Annotated in this window: 20 protein-coding genes and 2 tRNA genes; 8 read left to right on the plus strand and 14 right to left on the minus strand. The window is 40.8% G+C overall.

Translation table 11 applies throughout. The features are described 5' to 3' along the window. Positions 1-36: 36 nt before the first annotated feature. The 5 genes from ACOQOA_RS03435 to ACOQOA_RS03455 all read right to left on the minus strand — a co-directional run bounded on the left by ACOQOA_RS03435 (position 37) and on the right by ACOQOA_RS03455 (position 3,059). A complete protein-coding gene (locus ACOQOA_RS03435; protein ID WP_420547254.1) occupies positions 37-813 on the minus strand; it encodes a putative DNA-binding domain-containing protein in 777 nt (258 codons plus the stop codon). Beyond that, positions 782-1,663: a DUF692 domain-containing protein gene (locus ACOQOA_RS03440; protein WP_420547255.1), complete on the minus strand. Its 882-nt coding sequence runs from the start codon at positions 1,661-1,663 to the stop codon at positions 782-784. Before ACOQOA_RS03440 ends, ACOQOA_RS03435 begins: the two co-directional genes overlap by 32 nt. A 52-nt stretch (positions 1,664-1,715) precedes the next feature. Continuing rightward, positions 1,716-2,015 carry a DUF2282 domain-containing protein gene (locus tag ACOQOA_RS03445; RefSeq protein WP_420547256.1) on the minus strand — a complete coding sequence of 100 codons (300 nt, stop codon included), beginning with the start codon at positions 2,013-2,015 and terminating at the stop codon, positions 1,716-1,718. A 256-nt stretch (positions 2,016-2,271) separates the two neighbouring features. Then, on the minus strand, positions 2,272-2,490 hold the full coding sequence (infA, locus tag ACOQOA_RS03450) for a translation initiation factor IF-1 (protein ID WP_155152968.1): 219 nt from the start codon (positions 2,488-2,490) through the stop codon (positions 2,272-2,274). 236 nt (positions 2,491-2,726) lie between these two features. After that, positions 2,727-3,059 carry an NIPSNAP family protein gene (locus ACOQOA_RS03455; RefSeq protein ID WP_420547257.1) on the minus strand — a complete coding sequence of 111 codons (333 nt, stop codon included), beginning with the start codon at positions 3,057-3,059 and terminating at the stop codon, positions 2,727-2,729. A 251-nt stretch (positions 3,060-3,310) separates the two neighbouring features. Here ACOQOA_RS03455 and ACOQOA_RS03460 point away from each other — a divergent pair, with 251 nt between their 5' ends. Together ACOQOA_RS03460 and ACOQOA_RS03465 are read left to right on the plus strand one after the other, a co-directional pair. After that, the gene (locus tag ACOQOA_RS03460; RefSeq protein ID WP_420547258.1) at positions 3,311-4,651 is read left to right on the plus strand and encodes a diguanylate cyclase; all 1,341 of its coding nucleotides are present in this window, start codon (positions 3,311-3,313) and stop codon (positions 4,649-4,651) included. A gap of 67 nt (positions 4,652-4,718) precedes the next feature. Beyond that, a complete protein-coding gene (locus ACOQOA_RS03465) occupies positions 4,719-5,378 on the plus strand; it encodes a DsbA family oxidoreductase (protein WP_420547259.1) in 660 nt (219 codons plus the stop codon). A 2-nt stretch (positions 5,379-5,380) separates the two neighbouring features. Here the strand turns inward: ACOQOA_RS03465 and mfd are convergent, their stop codons facing one another. Together mfd and ACOQOA_RS03475 are read right to left on the minus strand one after the other, a co-directional pair. After that, positions 5,381-8,893: a transcription-repair coupling factor gene (mfd, locus tag ACOQOA_RS03470; protein ID WP_420547260.1), complete on the minus strand. Its 3,513-nt coding sequence runs from the start codon at positions 8,891-8,893 to the stop codon at positions 5,381-5,383. Positions 8,894-8,924: 31 nt separating this feature from the next. After that, a complete protein-coding gene (locus ACOQOA_RS03475) occupies positions 8,925-9,215 on the minus strand; it encodes a succinate dehydrogenase assembly factor 2 (RefSeq protein ID WP_420547261.1) in 291 nt (96 codons plus the stop codon). Positions 9,216-9,367: 152 nt separating this feature from the next. Here ACOQOA_RS03475 and recG point away from each other — a divergent pair, with 152 nt between their 5' ends. Then, entirely contained in the window at positions 9,368-11,452 is a 2,085-nt protein-coding gene (gene recG / locus ACOQOA_RS03480) for an ATP-dependent DNA helicase RecG (RefSeq protein ID WP_420547262.1), read from the plus strand. Between the two features lie 8 nt (positions 11,453-11,460). On the opposite strand, the gene ACOQOA_RS03485 is transcribed toward recG, so the two are convergent. Beyond that, positions 11,461-12,177: a DUF502 domain-containing protein gene (locus tag ACOQOA_RS03485; RefSeq protein ID WP_420547263.1), complete on the minus strand. Its 717-nt coding sequence runs from the start codon at positions 12,175-12,177 to the stop codon at positions 11,461-11,463. A gap of 210 nt (positions 12,178-12,387) precedes the next feature. Here ACOQOA_RS03485 and ACOQOA_RS03490 point away from each other — a divergent pair, with 210 nt between their 5' ends. The 4 genes from ACOQOA_RS03490 to ACOQOA_RS03505 all read left to right on the plus strand — a co-directional run bounded on the left by ACOQOA_RS03490 (position 12,388) and on the right by ACOQOA_RS03505 (position 15,456). Then, positions 12,388-13,083: a Crp/Fnr family transcriptional regulator gene (locus ACOQOA_RS03490; RefSeq protein WP_420547264.1), complete on the plus strand. Its 696-nt coding sequence runs from the start codon at positions 12,388-12,390 to the stop codon at positions 13,081-13,083. Between the two features lie 219 nt (positions 13,084-13,302). Next, positions 13,303-13,378, plus strand: a tRNA-Lys gene (locus ACOQOA_RS03495). 66 nt (positions 13,379-13,444) lie between these two features. Next, positions 13,445-13,520 (plus strand) — tRNA-Lys (locus ACOQOA_RS03500). 247 nt (positions 13,521-13,767) lie between these two features. Beyond that, positions 13,768-15,456, plus strand: coding sequence for a methyl-accepting chemotaxis protein (locus ACOQOA_RS03505; protein ID WP_420547265.1), 1,689 nt, complete (start codon positions 13,768-13,770; stop codon positions 15,454-15,456). 42 nt (positions 15,457-15,498) lie between these two features. Here the strand turns inward: ACOQOA_RS03505 and coaD are convergent, their stop codons facing one another. Together coaD and gyrA are read right to left on the minus strand one after the other, a co-directional pair. Beyond that, a complete protein-coding gene (gene coaD, locus ACOQOA_RS03510; protein WP_420547266.1) occupies positions 15,499-15,993 on the minus strand; it encodes a pantetheine-phosphate adenylyltransferase in 495 nt (164 codons plus the stop codon). Between the two features lie 4 nt (positions 15,994-15,997). Next, on the minus strand, positions 15,998-18,814 hold the full coding sequence (gene gyrA / locus ACOQOA_RS03515; protein ID WP_420547267.1) for a DNA gyrase subunit A: 2,817 nt from the start codon (positions 18,812-18,814) through the stop codon (positions 15,998-16,000). 293 nt (positions 18,815-19,107) lie between these two features. Here gyrA and ACOQOA_RS03520 point away from each other — a divergent pair, with 293 nt between their 5' ends. Continuing rightward, positions 19,108-19,722: a TetR family transcriptional regulator gene (locus tag ACOQOA_RS03520; protein ID WP_420547268.1), complete on the plus strand. Its 615-nt coding sequence runs from the start codon at positions 19,108-19,110 to the stop codon at positions 19,720-19,722. A 9-nt stretch (positions 19,723-19,731) separates the two neighbouring features. Here ACOQOA_RS03520 and ACOQOA_RS03525 read toward each other — a convergent pair whose 3' ends face one another. From ACOQOA_RS03525 to ACOQOA_RS03540, 4 genes are all read right to left on the minus strand, one after another. Then, positions 19,732-20,001 (minus strand): TfoX/Sxy family DNA transformation protein, encoded by a 270-nt coding sequence (locus tag ACOQOA_RS03525; RefSeq protein WP_420547269.1) that lies wholly within the window; start codon positions 19,999-20,001, stop codon positions 19,732-19,734. A 68-nt stretch (positions 20,002-20,069) separates the two neighbouring features. After that, positions 20,070-21,464, minus strand: coding sequence for an aminotransferase (locus ACOQOA_RS03530; protein ID WP_420547270.1), 1,395 nt, complete (start codon positions 21,462-21,464; stop codon positions 20,070-20,072). A 146-nt stretch (positions 21,465-21,610) separates the two neighbouring features. Next, positions 21,611-22,810 carry an aminomethyltransferase family protein gene (locus tag ACOQOA_RS03535; RefSeq protein ID WP_420547271.1) on the minus strand — a complete coding sequence of 400 codons (1,200 nt, stop codon included), beginning with the start codon at positions 22,808-22,810 and terminating at the stop codon, positions 21,611-21,613. A gap of 12 nt (positions 22,811-22,822) precedes the next feature. After that, positions 22,823-24,385 carry a phytoene desaturase family protein gene (locus ACOQOA_RS03540; RefSeq protein WP_420547272.1) on the minus strand — a complete coding sequence of 521 codons (1,563 nt, stop codon included), beginning with the start codon at positions 24,383-24,385 and terminating at the stop codon, positions 22,823-22,825.

The raw sequence follows: 24,385 nt of genomic DNA on the forward strand, positions 1-24,385 counted from the left end.
AACGAGGCTCCTATTCTATTTCAAGCTTATTTTACCCTATTTATCCCCTAATTTCATAAACACAGATTTGTGAAGAAACTGTGTTAATGAAGCTTGTAAATCGAAAAGTGGATCTTCCTCGATAATATCAAGGAACGTATCTCCCAAACTAAAACCCGCTTTCAATTTTTCAAGAAAATGAAAATCGGCTTCACTTAACCGATCTGTCATAATTTGTTCTGTATCACCAAGTCTATATACCATTATGTATTCTACTTCAGGTGATAACTGTTCAATTCCAAAGTCATCCATTTCATAAAAATGTGCGACTGGATAGTCGCTTTTTAACAATCTCACAGACGGACCAATATCTAATTTCGTCTCAAAAAGATTTTCTGGTGACATTTGCGCAAATAAGGAAGGATCTATTGGATCATAATTTCGTGCGAAATATACTTCCTGATATCCCCAGTCCAAACGTGCTAAATCCGGTAAATAAGGAATATCTGCAACCACTTGCTCCCATGAGGTTAAAAAATCTGGAAACTTTGAGCCATAATCGGAAAGTTGCGCTTCATCAGGCGGACGTTTTTCAACGAACTTCTTTGCAAGAACTTGAAAGTTATCTGCGCCTACAAGTTTTGATGTTTTTGGAAAGGCTGCGATTAATACATTCATGAGTGAAACAAAGATATTGTTTCTATAAATGGACATACGCGCCACATGTGCCTCGTCCTGAAGAAACTCAGACATTGACGAAGGTTGATTTTCCAGAACCGCCGTTTTGAAACCGGATTGAAACTCACGCAACATCTGATAAAGCTCCATATTCATCCAATATCTTTTGAGCTTTTTGCGCCTCTTCCAATAATCTATCAACGGCTGGGATATCAGTATCCCATTCCATCAATACAGGAATAACACCCAATTTAGAGATAACATTTTTCAGAATGTCCCAAACCGCATCGCAAACAACATCGCCATGCGTATCAATTAAAATAGTTTCTCCATTAATAATTTCTGGACTATGACCAGCAACATGAATCTCTTGGACGTTAGAAAAGCTAATAGTCTCTAGATATTCTTCAACTGATGATCCGGTATTTTGCGCCGATACATATATATTATTCACATCTAATAAAATTCCACATCCCGTTTCCTCAGCTAATGCATTCAGAAATTCAGGTTCAGAAATTTCATCACCATTTGTTGATAAATAAATTGAAGGATTTTCAACAAGAATTTGTTTTTCAAGATAACTTTGCGTCTCATTAATATTATTTACAAAAACGTTAAAACTCTCTTCATTCAATGGTAAAGGCAGTAAATCATTTAAATATGCCCCGCCAGAAACACTCCAGGACAGATGTTCCGATATCAATCCCGGTTTTATGGTATCGCATAGTTTTTTGAGTTTTTTGAGATGCGTTTTTGAGACACCTTCAGCAGTACCAAGAGATAGTCCCACTCCATGCACGCTGACAGGATAATGTTCTCTAGTCGCAAATAATGCGTCAAGCCGAGGCCCTCCATCACAGAAATAATTTTCTGCGTGAACCTCAACCCAAGAAATATCGGCAGCACCTAAGGCGAAATGTGCCATATGTTGGGTACGCAAACCGACCCCTGCCTTTGCAGGGATCAGCTCACGTTGAAAGTTAAAGGATGAATTACCTTGCCCCATGTGTAAATACCTTAAAGAGGTTTATTTTCACAGTCGTAATGAACATTCATCCTTAGGATTTAACAGGGTTAACGCCGTCAAATGGCTCTAACTTGCCACCCATTTCAGAACAAGCGGAATCAGATGCAGCTACTTTCCATTCGCCACCATCGAAATCAACTGTAGATTGACCAGCACAAGAATGTGTACCAGCTTTGTTAGCGCAATCATTTTCGCCAGCTTTTGCGATACCATAGCATTTTACTTTACCAGCATGTGCTTCTGTTGGAGCACCAATAATAGCAGCTGTAGAAACAGCACCTGCGAAAGCAGCAGCTACAGACAACATTGCAACGCGTTTAGACTTATCCATGGGGAAACTCCCTTTCTTCAAATGTTTAAATTTCATCTTAACCAAGAAACACCAGTTTTGTTAACACTAAAAAACAACCCCGTGTTTGATGATTAAGTTATGAACAATTTTTCACTCAAATGAAAATAACAAAGATGTTAACAGGACTTTATCAAGCAATCCCTTGATATCAAACGCGAAAAGCGACCAATCAGATGATCAGTCGCTAACAAAAAACATATACCTCTCATTTCTGTGAGGTACGTTTCATATAAAATTATTTATGACGGAAAATAATACGGCCTTTGGTCAGGTCATAAGGTGTCATTTCAACATCTACTTTATCACCAACCATCACGCGAATACGAAATTTACGCATTTTACCTGCTGTATGCGCAATAATTTCATGTCCGTTATCCAGTTCTACACGGAACATAGCGTTAGGTAATTTTTCAGTGACAGTGCCCTGAAACTCAATCAGATCTTCTTTAGCCATAGAGAAAAGTCTTCTTTTCGTTCAATAAATTAAATTAGAAAAAACCTGAAATCGAATGACTTCGGCATTGATTCCCATGATTTCGCCGCATCATATGCGACAATTCACCAGAAAAAGCAAGTATTGCACGTGATTTTTCACTTACTTTATGCAGTAAATGATAATTTCATAAAGAAATATGGGCGAAACAACCAATATGTGTCACCCATTTTCATGGACCTGAAGTGAGAGATTCGTTAATCTTTCAATTCAAAATCCGGTTTGTAAAAAGGTGCAGCGGACAAAATTTTATTTTCCATCTTTTGCAGACAAGGCAATCCTGCTGCTAGATATTTGCCCCATGCAGGGTCTGCGGCCAGCTTCGCACGTTTTTCAGCACGGTCCTGTAAATCTTTATATGCCCAAATATGTACAACCTGATGTAATTCACCAATATCCATGGAAGTATACCATCCAACCAAATTACCTAAATGCTTGGTTTGCACTTCAAAACCCAATTCTTCATAGATTTTCAGGAACTCTCCGAAGCGATGTGGATGAACTGTATATGTGCGATGATCGAATATCATAATTGACTCCCAAGAATATTTTCATGATTTAGAAATCTTAATAAGCAGAATTTTCTCAATAGTCCACCCAAAGCTTATATTTACCATGCCTATAAATACATTTTCCATAGTATATAATAAGTTGAATTTTATATGTAATTCAACTTAGATAAACACGAATTTTATTGCCGGAAAGATCAAAAAAGATACAATAAAAATTGAATTTTTTGATATTATTAAGCTTATATTATATTGAGCTTAAGGGGTGTAATATGACAAGCAAGGCACAAGTGCTAATCGGCGACAAAGATGAAACAGCAATTCTTCGTCTTTCTGCTAAACTTGCTTCTGATGGATATGACGTAATCAAATCATCCCAGTTTTCTGAATTTTCAATGCAAGTTGCACAAAATTGCCCGGATGCTGTGCTTTTGGGACAATTCGATGATATCAAGCAAGCAAATGCAGCAAAACAGATAAAAGAATTAACAGCACCGCGCCCTCTTCCAACTCTACTGTTTAACGCTTCATCTTCCAAAGAGGATAGATTGGAGGCTATTGAAGCTGAAGTACAGGATATGTTGGAAGGCGTCCCTAGTGATAATCTGTTAACTCGCAGAATTAGTTTGCTAACCAGACTTTCTACTATGCAACATGAATTAGAACGTAGAGTTCATACTGCAAGTGATTTTGACGTGTTCATCGACCCTTGGACGCATGATCGTTTTGCAGATAAAAAAAGTCAGGTTCTCATAATTGGGTCTGAAGGCGATAATGTCGAAGAGTTAAAAAAAGAACTTGTATCTATGGACCTCGCCATCGATTGCGAGAACGATTTTTATCGCGCTGCTGATAGATTGGACGCAGAGAGATTCGATGCATGTATCATTTCAATTACAAATGAACAGGCTGCCGACCAAGCACTCTATCTAAGCAGTCATCTTCGGAACAATCCTCGCCAATTTAATATGCCGGTAATTATATTAACGAAAACAGGCATGCTTTTAAACGTTGATGCCGGATATCGCGCAGGTGCAACAAATGTTATCGAAGATTGCCAAGATTTAAATTTAGTTGCAACACATTGTAAAATGCTGGTCAAAGGGCAACGGATGAAATGGAGTATGCGAGATCCTATGATAGCAACTCAAACAGATGCCACGACGGATAGTCTAAATGGTGTATATTCCAAAGATTTTTTTATTAACCATCTGACACGCCAAATTGATGATTACAAACAACGTAGTAGCAATCTATCTATGGCGATATTTGCGATCAGAAATGCGCCAGATGTACTTCAACGTTTTGGTCAAGAAGCCTGTGATATGCTTTTACAACAAATGGCGGATTGGATTCAGGGATTGTTGCGTATAGAAGATATGACTGCTCGTGTAGGTCCCTATGAATTTGCAGTCTTATTACCGGATACATCAGAAAAGCTTGCATCCATGGTTGCTAATAGAATTACTGGAATTCTGCATCATTCTGAATTTCGCCTGACGGATGAAATCATGGAAGCTATCAATGTTTGGGTCGACCTAGGTGTATGCGGACTTGCATCTGGAGATGATGCTGAGACCTTCCTTAAACGGACGCATAATTCAATTTTCTAGTCCCCCCCCTTGGAATGCCTTAACACCCTACCTATACTTATATTCAAATAACGATGGATTTAAGTTTATGAAAATCGAAATTGACATCTTTTCTGACCCGATCTGCCCATGGTGCTATATCGGTAAAAAGCGATTAGAAAAAGCCTTAGCAAACCGCCCAGATTTGAATATAGAGATTCGTTGGCGTGCCTTTCAACTCAACCCTTCTATGCCGGAACTAGGCATGGATCGCAAAACGTATCTTGAAAATAAGTTTGGGGGCCCTGGAGGTGCAGCACAGGTTTACGGGCATATAAAAACCACAGGTGAAACTGAAGGCATTGATTTCAAATTTGATGAAATCAAGCGGACACCGAATACAGTGAAAGCCCATCGTCTTATTCGGTTTGCACAAAGTCAGAATGCGCAGATTGCTTTTGACTTAAAAGAAGAACTTTTCCAAGCTTATTTTATGAATGGCAAAGATATAGGCGATAAAGAAACACTTATTGAAATCGCGTCAGCGGTAGGCATGAATGGGACTGATGTTACTGAGTTTCTTGATACCGAAATCTTTAAATCCGACATAGAGGAAGAAGATACAACAGCTAGGCGTCTTGGTATATCAGGTGTCCCATTCTTTATCGTAAATGGTCAGTATGCTCTGTCCGGCGCACAAGAGCCCTCTGCATTTGAACCAGTGTTCGATCTGGCTCTGCAAGCTGCGTCAGAAATCGAAAGCCAATAGCCTCAGGCTGCTTTTTGGGCAGCCAAAGCTATACGCGCTAATTTATCTGCAAATTTCATTGCACCAGACATACGTTTTTCTGCGTCTTCCCAAGGACGCATAACAACAAGTTTCTGATCCGGTCGTAACTTTACCGTGCCCATCTGTTGCTGCATAAAACCAATTAGACCAGTTGGATTGGCAAATTCATTATTTCTGAATGTTACAACAGCCCCTTTTGGTCCTGCGTCCATTTTTTCAATGCCAGCTTTCTTACATAGTAACTTAATTGTCACGACTTCAATCAAGTTTTTCACTTCTTGAGGTAACGGGCCAAACCGATCTGCCATTTCCACGGCAAAAGCGTTTAATTCCTTACGATTAGATAAATCTGACAATCGACGATAGAGCCCTAGACGAACGGAAAGATCCTGCACATAATTTTCAGGTATAAGTACTGCGGAACCAAGATTTATAACTGGCGACCAGGTTTCCTCATATTCTTCCTTGAAATCTTCACGTGCGGCTGCCACAGCTTCCTCAAGCATCCTTTGGTATAACTCCACGCCAACTTCTTTCACATGTCCAGATTGCTCATCCCCAAGCAGGTTCCCTGCCCCGCGAATATCCATGTCATGGCTTGCAAGAGAGAAACCTGCGCCCAAACTATCCAAGGTTTGCATCACTTCTAAGCGTTTGCGTGCCGTGGAACTAATAATCTTGTCCGTGGGTAAAGTCAGATAACAATAAGCACGTATCTTGGATCGCCCAATCCGACCACGTAATTGATACAATTGTGCTAGACCAAACATATCAGATCGATGAAGGATCATAGTATTTGCTGTCGCAATATCCAATCCGCTTTCCACAATATTCGTAGCAAGTAAAATATCGTATTTCCCATCCGTAAAATCACTCATTACGTCTTCAAGGTCTGATGGATTCAATTGTCCATGAGCAACGGCAATTTTTAGATCTGGCACAAGCTCAGTCAATTGTTTATGAACTTGATGTAAGTCTTTGATTCTAGGGCAAACATAATACACCTGCCCGCCACGGAAATGTTCGCGATAAATAGCCTCTTTTAAAACAACGGAATCATAAGGTGTGACGAAAGTTCGTACCGCCAAACGGTCCACAGGTGGGGTTGCGATGATACTCATTTCACGCACCCCAGATAATGCCATTTGCAAAGTACGCGGAATTGGTGTCGCCGTCAGCGTTAACACATGCACATTTGCACGGAACTCCTTTAACCGCTCTTTCTGTGTCACCCCAAAATGCTGCTCTTCATCGATGATTACAAGGCCAAGATTCTTGAAACTTGTATTCTTACTCAACAGTGCATGCGTACCAATCACAATATCAACAGTGCCGTCTGCTAATCCCTTCTTGGTATCATTTGCATCCTTTGTTGTTACCAGACGCGATAACTGACGTACCTGAACAGGTAAACCAGAAAAACGGCTTTCGAAGTTTTTAAAATGTTGGCGTGCAAGAATAGTTGTCGGTACAACTACGGCTACTTGCTGACCACTTAAGGCAGAAATAAAAGCTGCACGTAAGGCAACTTCTGTCTTACCGAAACCAACATCACCACAAACCAGCCGATCCATGGGACGTCCTGATCCCATATCCTCAATCACCTCGCCAATTGCACGGGCTTGATCATCTGTTTCTGAATAGGGGAAGCGTGCACAAAATTCATCATACGCCCCCTCAGGAGGTGCCACACGCTCTCCCTTACGTAACATACGTTCCGCTGCCACTTTGAGAAGCTTATCGGCAATAATCTTAATACGTTCTTTAATTTTAGCTTTACGTGCTTGCCAAGCGACACCACCAAGCTTATCCAACTGTGCCGCAGCATCTTCCGATCCAAATCGTGATAAAACTTCAATATTTTCCACGGGTACAAAGAGTTTATCATCCCCGGCATAGATCAATCGGACACAATCATGCGGAGCTCCCTCCACATTCACAGTTTCCAATCCGTCATATCGGCCAATGCCATGCTCCACATGGACAACCAGATCACTTACCTCTAGTGCAGACGCCTCGGTAATAAATTCTTCCCCGCGTCGTTTCTTACGCTTGGGTGGACGCGATAAACGCTCACCAAGGATATCCTGTTCGGTGTAAACAATAACATTACTATATTGAAAACCGCGATCAAGCTCAGCAACAATCAGTCCAACTTGCCCAGATGCTAATCCTTTGGCTTCTGCCCAGTTCGAAATTGTAGGTAAACCTGCTAGACCATGATCCTTTAGTAAGGCAGATAGCCGTTCCTTTGAACCTTCTGTATATGCAGAAATCAAAACTATTTTCTTTTTATGATCCTGTAATCGTTGCGTCACCGCGTCAAACACGTTTTGATCTGGATTATTTCGTGCAGATGCAAAGTCAGTTACGCGTTTTCCTTCAGCGTCCAACACAACTTTCCCGCCTAAATCATCAGGCATAGAGAAGCTGGTAAGTTCACAAACTGGACGCAAGTCGAGACGTTTAGCCCATTCTTCTTGCATCACAAATAAACTATCAACCGCTATAGGTTTATATACGGCGCCTTCACCTGCCTGTAAGGATTTATTTTTTGCGTGAGATTCCAACATATGTTGGCGTGCTTCAAAATAATCAAGAACCGCTTCCCATCTCGCAGATAATGCTTCTTGAACATGATCATCCATCAAAATAGGAGATGCAGGCAAGTAGTCCAAAATAGTTTCTAATTCTGTATGAAAAAACGGAAGCCAATGCTCCATACCAGCATACCGGCGTCCTGCACTTATCGCTTCATATAATGGATCATTTTCCGTATTTGCGCCAAAGCTTTCCCTATAGCGTTTTCTGAATAAAGCTACGCTTTCATCATGCAGAAGTACTTCACTTACAGGAATTAAATCTAACTCTTGCTTTTCACCAATGGTTCTTTGACTAACCGCATCAAAACTTCGAATGGTTTCTAGATCTTCATCAAAGAAATCAAGCCTTACCGGATTTTCATACCCGGCAGGAAATAGATCAATAATACCACCACGAACAGCATATTCACCCGGCTCTCTCACAGTACCTGTACGCTGATATCCATTCTGTTCAAGATAAGAAAAAAGCTTATCATGAGGTAATGGCTGATTAACTTTTGCCGATAGCGAAGCAGCTTCAAGCAACTTCTTTGGCAAGACACGTTGCAAGGCTGCATTTACAGTAACAAGTAAAAGGTCAACAACGCCCTCACCTTTATGTGCTAACTTACATAAAGTACTCAACCGTGAAGCAACAACATCTGAATTTGGAGAAACACGGTCATAAGGCAAACAATCCCATGCTGCTAAACTAAGAATCTTTACGCCCGGACGCATAAAAGAAACGAGCTGTGTTAATCGAGCAGCATGACTATCATCACGAACAATATAAATAATCGGTTCTTCTGACTTACCAATTGCCTCTGCCAAAATTAAGGCATCCACACCATCTGGTGTGTTACATATTGTAGTTAAACCTGGTGCCGTTAATTTTGCTTTCAGCAGTTCCATAACGCTGTATTACCTTCAAATTCTTGAGAGTTTAATTACCCTGTTCCGCTGTATAGGCGATTAATTTATCTAGAAGATCAGACTTCACATGTTCAGGCGCTTCAACATCACCGCGTAAAATTGAATAGAAAGTTTGATCCGGTACCGTCATTAAACATTCAAACTCGTACAAGTCTTCAGTACTTAATTCTCTCAGATGTTTACGAGCAAAACCACCAACAAGGATATCTAGTTCTTTTATGCCGCGATGTTGAGATCGGAATTCCAATTTTTTTAAACGTTTTTCATGCGCATCCATTTCGGATCCAACAGCTTCAGTCATGTTTATGCTCCTCACAAAACCAGTGGTTTTGTATACGTGTCCTGACAAGATAGGTAAATCCTGTTTTATGAAGTTCAACCCATTTAGATTTGGAAATTCTGACGAGTCATCTATATAGTCATATAAGAACGATTCATAAACACGTGACAATCATGCGACCTGAAAAATTATTCCCTTTATTTTCACCATTAGAAAGTCTGACTGGCATCGGTCCGCGCATTGCTGTGTTATTAGAAAAACTCACTGGACCACATGTCATTGATTTATTATGGCATTTACCGCGTGAAATCGTTGATCGTTCCTATATGCCGACTATTGAGAAATGTATTCCTGGTAAAGTTGCCACCTTAAAGGTGCAAGTGATGGGACATGAACCATCTAGCGATCGCCGACGTCCTTATAAAGTCATTTGTAAAGATGATACTGGTTTTTTAACCTTGGTATTTTTTAAAGGAAATAAAAAATACTTAGAAGCACAGCTGCCTATTGGTGAAACAAGATTAATAAGTGGTAAAACTGAGCGTTATCAAAATCGTCTACAAATGTCGCACCCGGATTTCATCGTTCCAGAAGATCAAGCAGATAGCTTACCGAAGATTGAACCAATCTATCCTCTTGCAGCAGGTTTAACAGCAAAAACCGTTTTCAAAGCGACACATCAAGCGCTTGAAAAAATACCGAATTTCGAAGAATGGCAAGACGAGGCCTATTTAAAGAAACAAGATTGGCCTAGCTGGAATGAGGCTTTGTCACAAGCTCACAATCCTAGTAGTAGCGTAAGCTTATTGCCAGAACATCCTATTCGACAACGCTTGGCATTTGATGAGTTACTTGCAAATCAACTTGCATTATCTATCATGCGTGCCAAAGCTAAACGTCAGAAAGGCTTTCCATACAAAGGAAATGGCCTTCTTCGCAAGTCAATTATTAATGTGCTTCCCTTTCAGCTCACAAAATCACAAGAAACTACACTACACGAAATTTATGAAGATATGGCCACAAATTCACGTATGTTGCGTTTGGTACAAGGAGATGTTGGGTCTGGAAAAACCGTCGTCGCACTTTTAGCGATGGCAAATATTGTTGAATGCGGTAAACAAGCAGCCCTAATGGCACCAACAGATATTTTAGCACGACAACATTATGAGTCACTCGAACCTTTAACAAAAGAAGCAGGAATTAAACTTGCTGTACTCACAGGCAGAGATAAAGGAAAATCACGCAAAGCGCTTCTTGAAAGACTTGAAGCTGGCGAAATTGATATCTTGATCGGAACACATGCCCTCTTTCAGGATGATGTTATTTATAAAGATTTAGCTCTCGCAGTGATTGATGAGCAGCATAGGTTTGGCGTGCATCAACGATTAGGATTAGCGTCTAAAGGAGCTGCAGTTGATATGCTGGTTATGACAGCTACACCTATTCCAAGAACATTGATGATGTCTGCTTACGGAGATTTAGATGTATCTCGGCTCGTCGATAAACCTCCAGGAAGACAACCAATTCAAACCATCGTTGTGAGTCAGGATCGTCTCAGTGAAGTCATAAATAGCTTAGGACGTAAAATTAAAGACGGTGCAAAAATATATTGGGTTTGCCCATTGGTAGAAGAATCAGAACTTCTTGACCTTCCTGCTGCTGAAGATCGTTATCGTGATTTATCTGCACATTTTGGTGAAGAACGTGTAGCAATAGTCCACGGTCAAATGAAAGCAAAAGATAAAGATGCTGCAATGCTGCGCTTTGTTGAAGGTGATTGCAATCTTCTTGTCGCAACAACAGTGATTGAAGTTGGGGTAAACGTGCCCGAAGCGACCGTTATGGTGATCGATCATGCGCAGCACTTTGGATTAGCACAATTGCATCAGTTACGTGGGCGTATTGGCCGTGGTGATAAAGCTTCTACCTGTATTTTACTTCGATCAAATAAATTAACAGATACTGCAAAACAGCGTCTCTCTGTCATGAGTGAAACAGAAGATGGTTTTATCATTGCAGAGAAAGATCTGGAGTTACGCGGTGCAGGTGAAGTTCTTGGCACACGTCAATCTGGATTACCAGAAATGAAACTTGCAGATTTAGCAGAACATGCCGACCTGATGCAGGCAGCTTATGATGATGCTAGAATCGTCATAAGTCGAGATCCAGAACTAACTAGCGATCGTGGAAAGAAATTACGTAACCTTTTATATCTATTCGAAAGAGACCAAGCTGTTGGAAATTTACGTTCAGGATAAATTAGGTTTTACCCTTTAAATGATTTCCTCACGATCTTCGCCATTTTATCCTTCTTATCAGATGGATTAACAATTCCAAGAGATATCAATAGCTTCAACGCATCCTCAACAGGCATGTCCAATGGTTTTAAATCTTCCTTTGGAACAAATAACAAAAAACCAGATGTTGGATTTGGTGTCGTCGGCACGTAGATGCTTACTTGTTCATTTTCAAGTTTTTGTTTCACTTCGCCTTGTGTATTTCCGGTCACAAAAGCGATCGTCCATGCACCACGACGCGGATATTCAACCAACACGGCCTGACGAAATGCTTCAGATTGATTCTTCAGTAAAGTTTCAAGAATTTGCTTGGAAGCAGAATAAACGCCACTGATAACAGGCATTCTATTCAAGACCACTTCCCAAGCATGAACAATATAACGCCCCACCAAGCCTGCAGTAAGCGCACCGATCAATGTAATCGCGACAAATAAGACAATTAATCCTAATCCAGGCAAACCAATTTGCAGTCCAAGAGTTTCACGCAAATATGTGTCAGGATTCAGATGATCGGGAATCAAATGCACGATTTGGTTGTCAACAAGTTCAATAAACCAAATAGCAACTGCAAAAGTAATTGCAATCGGCGCAGTTACTAGAACCCCAGCTAAAAAATACGCGCGGATACGCGCAAAAAAACCACCGCCAAATTTATGTTCTTTATCTGTGTTTTTATCTTGTGACATCCACTTTAATCCTGAAAGTAAAAAAGGATAGTTGATCAGACTATATATGGAAGCATTGCTATTGAATAAAGAGCAAATCCTCTCTAAACACAAAATAGTTACTTTTTTTTACATTCTTAGGCATTCCCTTGATCGAATCTTAAGTTTTTGAGGGACTTTTACAAAACATTTGTTTAAAATAATTCCATTCTCAATCGGGGAGAGATTAAGTTGTCTGCTGACATTAAGACTTTACGTACAATACCATTATTCAAGAATTTCTCAGATTCAGATCTTGATACTTGGAATAAAAGATGTGGTTGGCAGGAATTTGCTGCGAATGAGCAAATCATCGATCGTCAAAGTGATACCAGAGACATTTATTTTATCACCAAAGGATCTGCTCGAGTAGTCAACTATTCAATTTCTGGCCGTGAAATTTCATTCGATGACATACATGAAGGTACTTTTTTTGGTGAGTTATCCGCCCTTGATGGCGAGCCACGCTCAGCGAATGTCGTAGCCCTCACCCAAACAGAAGTGGCAACTTTATCCGAAACGGCTTTTAAGGATCTACTTATCAAACATCCTGATACTGCAATTACCCTCATGCAACGCATGTCAAAAATAATTCGTACCTCAGTCGACCGCATAATGGATTTAAGTACTCTTGGGGCAAACAACCGTGTTTATGCGGAAATATTACGTTTGGCACGAAACGGCCGTATATCAAATAATGAATCTCGTATCGATCCTGTTCCTAATCATAGTGATATAGCAAGCCGTGTTAGTACCACAAGAGAAACAGTAGCACGTGTTTTTAGTGAGCTGTCAAAAAAGCAACTTATTGAAAAATCAAAAAACACCCTAGTTGTAAGAGATTTATCTCGTCTTCAAGAAATGGTCGAAGAATTTAAAGGTGATTAGAATCTATCTTTTATTTATCGCATTATTTAATGAGGCAATATTGAATCATTAAATTCCGATCACCAGCCATATGATGAAACAATATTATTATTGGGCAATTTCTTACATCTTTTTGAAAAAAAAATTAAAAAAATTAAAAAAAGACATTGACCAAACAGGCAACCACCCCTATTTTCCGCCGCGTCGACAACGAAGATGTTTCGACAATGAAAATGGAACGGGCCGTTAGCTCAGCTGGTAGAGCACTCGACTTTTAATCGAATGGTCACAAGTTCGAATCTTGTACGGCCCACCATCTTCTTCTGAAAGACCTCCAAGGTCTTTTTTTATTTGAGAATGTTCTCAACATATAAGTGACAACGGGCCGTTAGCTCAGCTGGTAGAGCACTCGACTTTTAATCGAATGGTCACAAGTTCGAATCTTGTACGGCCCACCACTTATTTTCTCTCCTATTATTCTTCAGATAATTTAATCCACTTATTTCATAGTATATGTGCTATACTATTGCATTGATTATAATAATCGTGGTTATATTCCCCATATGGGAGCAACTGTTATTATACAGTTGAAAAATGACATTTAAATAAAATGCAAACTAATCAAACTTGTATTGATATTAGCTTCATGTCATTAGCCGATATATTACATACAAAACAAAAAAATATATTTGCAGGGAAATACCAGTGAAATTTACAAAGAAAAAATCGATAGCGTTAGGATTCTATGTCGCCGTATTTTTTATGGCCGCAGTAGCAGTTTCTATCGCAGCTCTATCCATTTATTCAAAAAACATCCTACAAAGTAACTCCACACGCATTATTGATGTGGAAGTCAAAAAGGAGATTTTGAGTAAAGATATTGCAACCTTCCTTTTTTTAATGTCACGCGCTGAAAAGAGTTTAATCCTTTCGCGCACAACAGCGTTAAAGGATAAATACATAGATCAAATTAATGATTTCGATTCCGAATTAGATTCGAAGCTTCAAGAATTAAAAGTCGTCTCTAACGAAATTGAATTGGAGAAAATTGCCCTTTTTGATCAGCATCTTGCGGATTATCGCGAAATTAGAACACGTGTAATCGCCGCAATTGATAAAAAGAAACAAAAGAAAGCAATTCGAATTTCTGATGGACGCGGCAGTAAAATTATTGATGCTGCGGAGCTTGTATTACAAGACATTATCAATGAAAGCCAAACAGCAATGACCTCTGCCAGAGAAGATATGGTTGAGAGTGGAAAACAATTAATAACATTGATTATAATTGTTGCTGCTATAGGCATATTGGTTAGTAGTATTGCTACCATTTTCTTGATTCGTCGTTCCGTAATTGCACCTATTAAAAGATTAACTCATGCGATGGGTGAAATCTCAAATGGTAAACTTGAAACTGAAATCCCAGGCCTCTCCCTGAGCAATGAACTTGGAGATATGGCAGGAACGGTCTCTATCTTTAAGGATAGCATGGTTGACAACGCCAAAATGGCTGAAGATCAAAAACAAGCAGCATTGCGTGGGGAACAACGCACAAAAAATCTTGTAAACATCACAGAAGAGTTTAAATCACGTATCGCAGGTTCTTTAGATGAATTACATAACGTATCTGAAGAAATGACAAATACCGCTGAACACACCTCCTCTATTGCCAACTCGGTAAATACTCAATCCCAAACAGCGAGCAATGCCGTGCGCGAAGCAAACCAAAGTACAACTGCAGTCGCATCCGCAACAGAAGAGATGTCCCATTCTATTCGTGAAATTGGTGCACAAGTACAGCGCAGCAGCGAAACGACTAGAAATGCAGTTGAAAAAACTGGAGAAGCTAAAGAAGTAATTGATGGCCTAAATGAATCTTCTCAACGTATCGGAGAAATTGTTGGGCTAATCGAAGATATCGCAGAACAAACAAATTTATTAGCGTTGAACGCAACAATTGAAGCTGCACGTGCCGGTGATGCAGGTAAAGGCTTTGCTGTAGTTGCGAATGAGGTTAAATCTCTCGCAAACCAAACGTCTAGTGCAACTGATGAGATTTCTCAACTGGTTCAACGTGTTCAACAGGAAACACAGCATGCTGTATCAGCTGTAACATCTATCGAAAGCAGTATTGCTGAAGTGGATGAAGTTTCATCCGGTGTCGCTGCATCAGTTCAACAGCAAGAAGCAGCAACACAGGAAATTTCTACAAATATCCAATTTGTTGCTTCAGAAACAGATAATGTTGCAACTGATATTTCTCAAGTCAATGCATCCAGTCAGGAAACAGTAGATAATATGAATAAGCTTCTCGATGCATCATCCACAGTGGATCGCCAACGCGAAGCTCTCGAAACCGAGATCAATGATTATCTAAAACGAGTAGAGGCCGTTTGATAACGGCCCCCTACACTTTTCTACATCCTAAAACTGAATACCTTATAAGCCCTGCTTGTCTTTGAGACTTTTCTCAACAGCAGGGCTTACAAATTTAGAAACATCCCCACCTAAAGCACTTACCTCTTTTACAAGACGGCTGGCAATAAACTGATGGCTTTCAGAAGCCATTAAGAAAACTGTTTCGATAGAAGAATTGATCTTAGCATTCATACCAGTCATCTGAAATTCATAGTCAAAATCTGAAACTGCACGCAATCCACGAACAATCATGTTCGCGCCGACTTCTTCGGCGTGATGCATTAAGAGCTTTTCAAAGGGCTGCACAAGTATCTTGCTTGGGACATCTAACTTTGCAATCTCTTGTTCAACTAATGCGACTCGTTCTTCTAAAGAAAAGAGTGGACCTTTACCGGCATTCACGGCAACAGATACAATCAACACATCAGTAAGATGTCTTGCTGCACGTTCAATGATATCTAAATGTCCCTTTGTAATCGGGTCAAATGTTCCCGGATAAATCCCCACTCTTTCCATGAGTTTAGCCTTCTTCACCGTCAGTTGGTGTTTCTTCTACTGCTTCTGCGGCAACGCCGTCTTCTACAGAAGGTGCCTCAGATGCAGTAACTTCGCCCTCCACACCTTCTTCATTCATGTTTTCCTCATCATCCCCCTCATCGCGAAGACGGGCGACAGAAACGACACGGTGATCTGCAGAAACGTTAAACAACCGAACACCTTTAGAATTACGGCTCACTCGACGTACACTATCCAATGGCATACGGATGATTTGACCGCCATTGGTTACGAGCATAATCTCATCAAGCCCTGGTTCAACACGGAAGGATGCAACAACAGTTGTATCATCACGTAAATCCATATTTCCAAGACCTTTACCACCGCGCCCTGTCACACGATAATCATAGGCCGAACACATCTGCCCCATACCGTTGGATGCAACGGTCAGAAGTAGCTCTTCACGCTCTTCCATATCCACATAATGCGGGTCGTTGAAGATCGCTGCTTTTTCCTCATCACGCGCTTTATCTTCCGCATTTGAATATTCATTCCCGGAATTCAAACGACGTTTCGCGTTAGAACCAGATAAATAATCACGACGTTGATCAGAAGTATCATCACTGTGACGAATGATAGACATGGAAATCACTTCATCTCCATCAGCTAAACGAATGCCGCGAACCCCCGTAGAATTACGTCCAGCGAATACGCGGATATCTGTCACTGCAAAACGCATTGCCATACTTTTCGCCGTCGCAAGCAACACGTCATCATTTTCAGTACAAACTGAAACGTTAACCAGCTTATCACCTTCATCCAATTTCATAGCAATCTTACCATTGGCTTTGATATTGGTGAAATCGCTTAACAAGTTACGACGTGCATTACCGCTTGCCGTTGCAAACATTACATGAAGATCAGCCCATGTGGTCTCATCTTCTGGCAATGGCATAACAGTTGTAATTACTTCATCTTCATCCAAAGGCAATAAGTTTACCATGGCTTTACCGCGCGCTTGCGGATTACCTAATGGCAAACGATATACCTTCATTTGATATACCATCCCTTTATTGGAGAAGAAGAGAACCGGAATATGGGTGTTTGTCACAAACACATTTACAACGAAATCATCATCCTTCGTTGACATACCGGAACGACCCTTACCACCACGACGTTGTGCACGATATGTTGAGAGAGGGACACGCTTGATATAACCACCATGCGTAACTGTAACCACCATATCTTCGCGTTGGATCAAATCTTCGATGTCATGTTCGAATTCGTTTTCTTCGATAGACGTACGGCGTGGAGTTGCAAACTGGTCACGAACCTCAACTAACTCACCGCGGATCACCTCAAAGCGACGAACACGATTTTGTAGAATTTCTAAGAATTCTTTAATTTTTGCAGCAAGTTCTTCGGTCTCAGCTTCTAGCTTCTCACGTTCCATACCTGTCAAACGTTGTAAGCGAAGTTCCAGAATGGCGCGTGCTTGTGCTTCAGAAAGACGATATTTACCATCGACAACTTCATGGCCCGGATCGTCAATCAAACGAATGAACCCTTCAACAGATCCTGCATTCCAATCACGTTCCATCAACTGCTCACGTGCTGTTGCCGGATCTGGCGCCTTACGGATCAATTCGATAACAGGATCAATATTCGTAATGGAAACAAGTAAGCCGGCCAAAATATGTGCACGCTCACGTGCTTTACGCAATTCATATGTCGTACGGCGAATAACAACTTCCTCGCGGAAATCGATGAATGCATCCAAGATTTCAGACAAGTTCATCTGTTGTGGACGCCCACCATTCAACGCAAGTGTGTTCACACCAAAACTTGTTTGAAGAGGTGTGTAACGGAATAACTGGTTCAGTACAACTTCACCGACCGCATCACGTTTTAATTCGATTACAACGCGCACACCGTCACGGTCTGACTCATCGCGAAGATCAGCAATGCCTTCAACAGTTTTGTCACGAACAACATCCGCGATTTTTTCAATCATGCGGGCCTTGTTCACCTGATACGGGATTTCGCTCACGATAATCGCATTACGTCCCGCGCGTACTTCTTCAAAGTCGGTACGGGCACGCATCACAACGGAGCCACGACCAGTAGTTAACGCAGAACGACTACCAGAACGACCAAGGATAATACCGCCTGTTGGGAAATCTGGCCCTGGAACAATCTCAATCAATTCTTCCATAGTGATGGTTGGTGTATCAATTTTAGCGATACAGGCATCAACCACCTCACCCAAATTATGTGGTGGAATATTTGTGGCCATACCAACCGCGATACCGCCTGCTCCATTCACTAAAAGATTGGGGAAACGTGCAGGTAAAACATTTGGTTCATTCGTAGATTCATCATAGTTTGGTACAAAATCGACAGTTTCTTTATCAATGTCATCCAGCAATGCTTCGGCGGATTTTTGTAGGCGAGCCTCGGTATAACGCATCGCAGCGGCCGGGTCACCATCCATAGAGCCAAAGTTACCTTGACCATCAATCAAAGGTAAACGTAAAGAGAAATCTTGCGCCATACGTACCATGGCATCGTAAATCGCACTATCACCATGAGGGTGATATTTACCCATTACATCCCCGACAATACGGGCAGATTTACGGAAAGGTTTGGAAGAATCGTATCCATTTTCTTTCATCGCATAGAGAATGCGACGATGCACCGGCTTCATTCCATCACGTACATCCGGCAATGCACGACTTACGATTACACTCATCGCATAATCGAGATAGGATTTTTTCATCTCAGATTCGATGGTAACCGTAGAAATATCAACTACTTCTGCTGTATTTGATGTGTCGCTCAACGTCTTCTCTCTTCCAAACTATCAAACTTATATAAAGTCATTAAAAAATAACATGAACTGAATCAGCCAGATTCTAGCCTAAAATCAAACAACTAATTTCTGCCAAATGTAAAAGAACCCAACCAACCCCTATATATTGTATTTTTTAGCATATCTATTCCCGTAACAGCAACAAAATATACGAAATTGAAACAGTTGATTATCGATATTTTTGCAAAAGCATTTGACAAAATTGCCTGTGAGATAAATTCTGCTAGAAAATACGCGTTTAATAGCTAAAAAGAACAAGATAGATGGCAACACAACCACAAAAGAAAAGAACAAGAGAACCACAAGAGGTTCGTCGTGCAGCTCTTATAAATGCTACCTTGGAAGTTGTGGCTGAACATGGTTTATCCAACGTCACCTCTCAAAAAGTTGCGGCTGCAGCCAATATGACCGCTGCAATGGTAAACTTTCATTTTTCTGGCAAGACCGCCCTGCTCCACGCCACCTTAAAGTTTGTTGCCGATGAATTTATTGAGACACATAAAAAGGCGTTGGATGAAGCAGGTAACTCTCCACAGGAACAACTCATATCATTAGTGAATACAAGTTTATCAGAGCTTTTATTTGATCATCGCAAGACCGCTTTATGGTATGCTTTTTATAGCGAATCTCGTTCTCGCGAAGATTACACTCGTATCTGTGAAGAACATGATGCAGCTTATTATGCCGCTTATTACGCCCCAATCGAGGCCTTATGTGCGGCTGAGGATCGCCCCATGAATCCCCGCGCCATCACTTTGGGCATCATTGGCATTATGGAACATGCAAGCCAAACCTTGCTGGTAAATCCAGATTATGATCGTGAAACCAGCATCGAAGAAAGTATGAATTTCTTAAGAAGCGTATTCTCAAAATGGTAATAAAATAAATCACTTACTGCATATTTTCTTAAATATAACTTTAAGATCATTTTTACGTTTTTGAGGGATATCATTCCAATGGATATCCATCAACGCACCTTCCAACGCATATAGATATACGGATGTAAACTTTAATTCATCTTGAAATCGAAAAAATACCCGCCGAAAAGCTTCCTCAATTCCGCATTCACGCAAGTCATATTCGGTGATGATATTTACCTCAAGCAGATATCTCGCCGTTTTGGGGCCTATATTTTTAAGTTCTTCTACTTTTCTCATTTGCTTAAGATAAAAAAGGCAGTCGATTTTTCAACTGCCTTGTAAAGTTTACAGGAAATTAGAGGCATCTACGCTTTTAAAACACCTTCTTTAATCAAATCATCTTGCGCACGCTCAATACCTTGACGAAGCATGCCAACCAAATCATCAATTTGATCTTTAGTGATTGTTAGTGGTGGTGACATCACGCAGGAAGAATAGATTGGTCTTACGATCAACCCTAATTCCTGACAATATTGATCAACAAGACTAGCCACTTTATACAAAGTGCCCATGTCGTCCTCGCCTTCAACGCGACATTCGACACTTGCCATTAACCCCATACCGCGTACTTCCGTTACGAGAGGCATTTCCAGTAATTCACGCAAACGAGATTGAAAATAAGGTGCGACTTCACGTACATGTGCCAACAATCCTTCGTTATCAATAATCTCCATATTCTTCAAACCAGCAGCACAGGCAACCGGATGACCTGAATATGTGTAGCCATTTGAATACATGGCATTATTGTCGCCCTCTTTAAACGCCTTGATAATGCGATCATGAACAACAACTGCACCACATGGCACATAACCAGAAGTTAGGCCTTTTGCAGTAGTAATAAAGTCTGGCACGATATCAAACACATCTTCAGATGCAAAATAATGCCCCAAACGGCCAAATGCGGTAACAACTTCATCAGAAATATAAAGCACGTCATATTTCTTACAAATTTCCCATGTGCGTTTATGATACCCCTCCGGCGGTACAATCACACCACCAGAAGCCATAATGGGCTCAGCGACAAAACAAGCAACATTATCAGCACCTAATTCAAGAATTTTATTTTCCAAATCTGCAATTTTCTCATCAAGAAAGTCTGCCATGCTCATAGCTTCTGGTTTAAGAGCAGGATTTGGACACGGAATATGATGCACCAGGCCCTCTGCAACCGTCATGCATTCTTCTTCGCGCGGTTTACCAGTGATCGCTGCGCCTAAGAAAGTAGATCCATGATACCCATAAGCCCGAGAAATAATCTGCGTTTTTGATTTCTTACCCTGAAATTGGAAATACAAATGCGCCATACGCACCGCGGAATCAACCGCAGTAGACCCACCTGTTGTAAAAAATACATGATTCATGTCAGTTGGGGCACGTTTTGCGATCTCGTCCGCAAAAACAGATGCAGGACCGTTAGTGATAGACCATGGTGACGCATAAGATAGCTGCATAACCTGTTCAGCGATCGCATCAGCCATTTCCTGACGGCGGTGGCCAATATTCACACACCACATACCACCAGGGCCGTCCATCAACTTGTTATTGTCTGAATCATAAATATAGATGCCATCACCTTCTGCAATAACTGTACGCTTATTATCGCCAACAGTATCCATCATTTCCCAAGGATGAATGAAAGCATTATCCTTTTCTTGAATTTCTTCTGTATCGTATAAACGGTTTTGCAAATTTTCAGTCATGTAACACCTATTAAATTATCATTTAAAAAGAATAATACATATGTTTTCGTGATCACAAATGCTTTTTAACGACAAAGGCTTGTCTAATTTCGGGAATTTTGACCCTTTTAGACAAGCCTTTGTCGCAAAATGTGAATTTATATTTACTAGAAATCTGCCGGTGGTGTAGCCGTTCGTCGTTTATTTCTAAAGAAAGGACGATCTGTCACTTTGAGTTTAGCCATGGTAACATCGTATTTCAGTTCTTTTTCAGTATAGATTTCTGTCCAAAGATCTTCTTGAACACTATCTCCATATGGAAGCTTTAAAAGTGCCATCCCAATATTCATCTTTAGAGTTGGCGACCACATGGCAGAGGTAAAATGTCCGATCTCCTGCTTTTTCTTGTAATAGATAAGCGAATGATCAGCAGGTTTATTCCCATCGATCTCAAATCCAACAAAGCAATACCGATCTGTTTTATCTTCCTGCGATTTTAAGAGGGCACGCCGACCATTGAATTGTCCTTTGTTAAAATCAACTTGCCATCCAAGGCCCATTTCAAACGGCGTACGTCCGCGAGTAGAACGTAGAACATGATCCGCGCTCAGAAAGTCAACATGCGGCGCCAAGAAACCAGCCTCTATACGTGCAAGATTTAACGCTCCACTACCAATTGCACGGATATGGCGTTCATCTTTCAACGCAAATAAAGCATCCCACAGATCAAGAGCTTTTTCATTCTCAATCCACAACTCATACCCCAGATCCCCTGTAAATCCGGTGCGAGATACAAGGAGTTTGCTCCCATTCCAATTAAAATACTTTAGGTCAAAAGTTTTGAGATTTTCAACACTTTCCAAACCTAATTGCTTTAAGAACCAGCATGTGGTGGGCCCCTGAAATTGAATAGCAGCAATCTGATCAGTTTCCTCTATTATCTCAACATCAAAACCAAGTTTTGCAGACATCAACCAATCCCATTGGCGTTCCTGACAACAAAGACGAAAATCATCATCACCAAAACGGAAAATTGTCCCGTCATCTAGTAAATGTCCCTCATCATTGCACCACACAACATAAGATACACGCCCGGGCTTTACCTTACGCACATCACGTGTGACCAATCGATTCATAAATTTCTCTGCATCAGGTCCTTGAATGCGATATTTACACATAGGTGAAATATCAAAGACTGTGGCATTTGAACGGATTGCAAAATACTCCAACTCAAGAGATTCTAATTCTGAAGGCGATAAATACCCACCCCAATGCTCCCAATGGGCTGTTGTGCTTAATTCCTTTAAACGTGGAAAGAAAGGTGTCTCTTTAATACCCAGTTTTGATCTTTCAATAGCAATAGACATGATCAACCTCCCCTATTTCTTTTGACTTAAGATACGTTTGGCCGCATTCATGCCTGGAACACCGGTCACATTGCCGCCCGGATGGGCACCGGCGCCACATAGATACAGCCCCTCAATTGGTGTATTATATTGTGCAGCTCCATGGATCGGACGGTTCATCAACATTTGATCAACTTGCATTTCCACATGATGCCAATGACCGCCGCTATTATTAAAGCGTTCAGCAATATCTGCTGGGCTTAAAGTTTCACTTACATCGATGCATTCCCGAATATCGGGGGCATATTGTTCTAAAACTTTGATAACACTTTCAAATAACTGATTACGTGTTTCCTCAGACCAACCGGCTTTTAACTTATAAGGTGCGTATTGTGCGACGATAGACATCACATGTTTTCCACCATTTGCAAGACTGCTATCAGAAACTGATGGAATTGTAATTTCAAGAGCCGGCTTTTCCGCCATTTCACCGTATTTACAATGGTTAAAGGCATGTTCAGCATAAAGGATGTCTGGACATACTAACAAGCGTGCTTTCAAATCTTCTTCGGAAAGCCCTTTGAAATTTGGTAATCTATCTAAAACCAAGTTCACTTTAGCTGTATCACCTTTATCTCTGATATTATTTACTCGACGTGTAAAATTAATATCTAGATGCTTTGCGCCAACCATATCCAACATTGTTCGGCGAGGATCAGCGTTTGAAGAGATATTTTTCGCCGTGATAATTTCACCACCTGCTAACTCAACACCCTTAACGCAATCATCTTCGATGACAATCTTGGAAACTTTGGCATTCGTTTGAACATTTACGCCAAGATCAGTACAAATCTTTTGAAGCTTATCAGTAATATTTCCCATGCCGCCTTTCACAATATGGGCAGAACCACGTGTTCCTTTCATATGACCAGTTTCACGATACATTGCTGTCAAAACTGATCCAGGTGATCGCGGTGCCAAATGCGTTCCCCAACACGCATCCATAGCAGCCGCACCAATGAGTTGTTTATTATCAATATTATCTTCCAGAAGGTCCGCGATATTAAGCAAAGCAATACGCAAAAATTCTTGCATATCTTGTTTACCTAACAAGCGTAGCTTCACTCCAAGTTTAATAAGGTTCCAGGTATCCTCTCGATCTCGATTTTTTAACCTAGGTGCTTTCGCCTCCATCATAGGACTAAGGAATTTTGCAAATCGTTGTAAATTCCGATGAACTGATTTGTATCCTTTGATATCTTCCGCAGATACTATCGCGCCGTTCATTCCACTAACCTGATTTCCTTTGAACTTTAGGTGCTGTCCATCAGTATCTAGCGCAATCATTGGGATATTAGCTTTGGCTATTTCCACATTTAATCCCAGATCTTTTATCACCGTCGGGTGCACAGCACGCGCAACATGTGCAATAGTCGGCACTTTAACACCACCAAGTTCACCGGTGATTGCCATACCGCCTACTTTTTCGTTCGCTTCAAGAACAATGACTTTTTGTCCTGCCTTTGCAAGATAAGCGGCACATACTAAACCGTTATGGCCACCGCCGATGACAATTGAATCATAATTTTTTGTCAT

This window comes from Curvivirga sp., assembly GCF_965219885.1.
Classification (GTDB): Bacteria; Pseudomonadota; Alphaproteobacteria; order UBA8366; family Aestuariispiraceae; genus Curvivirga.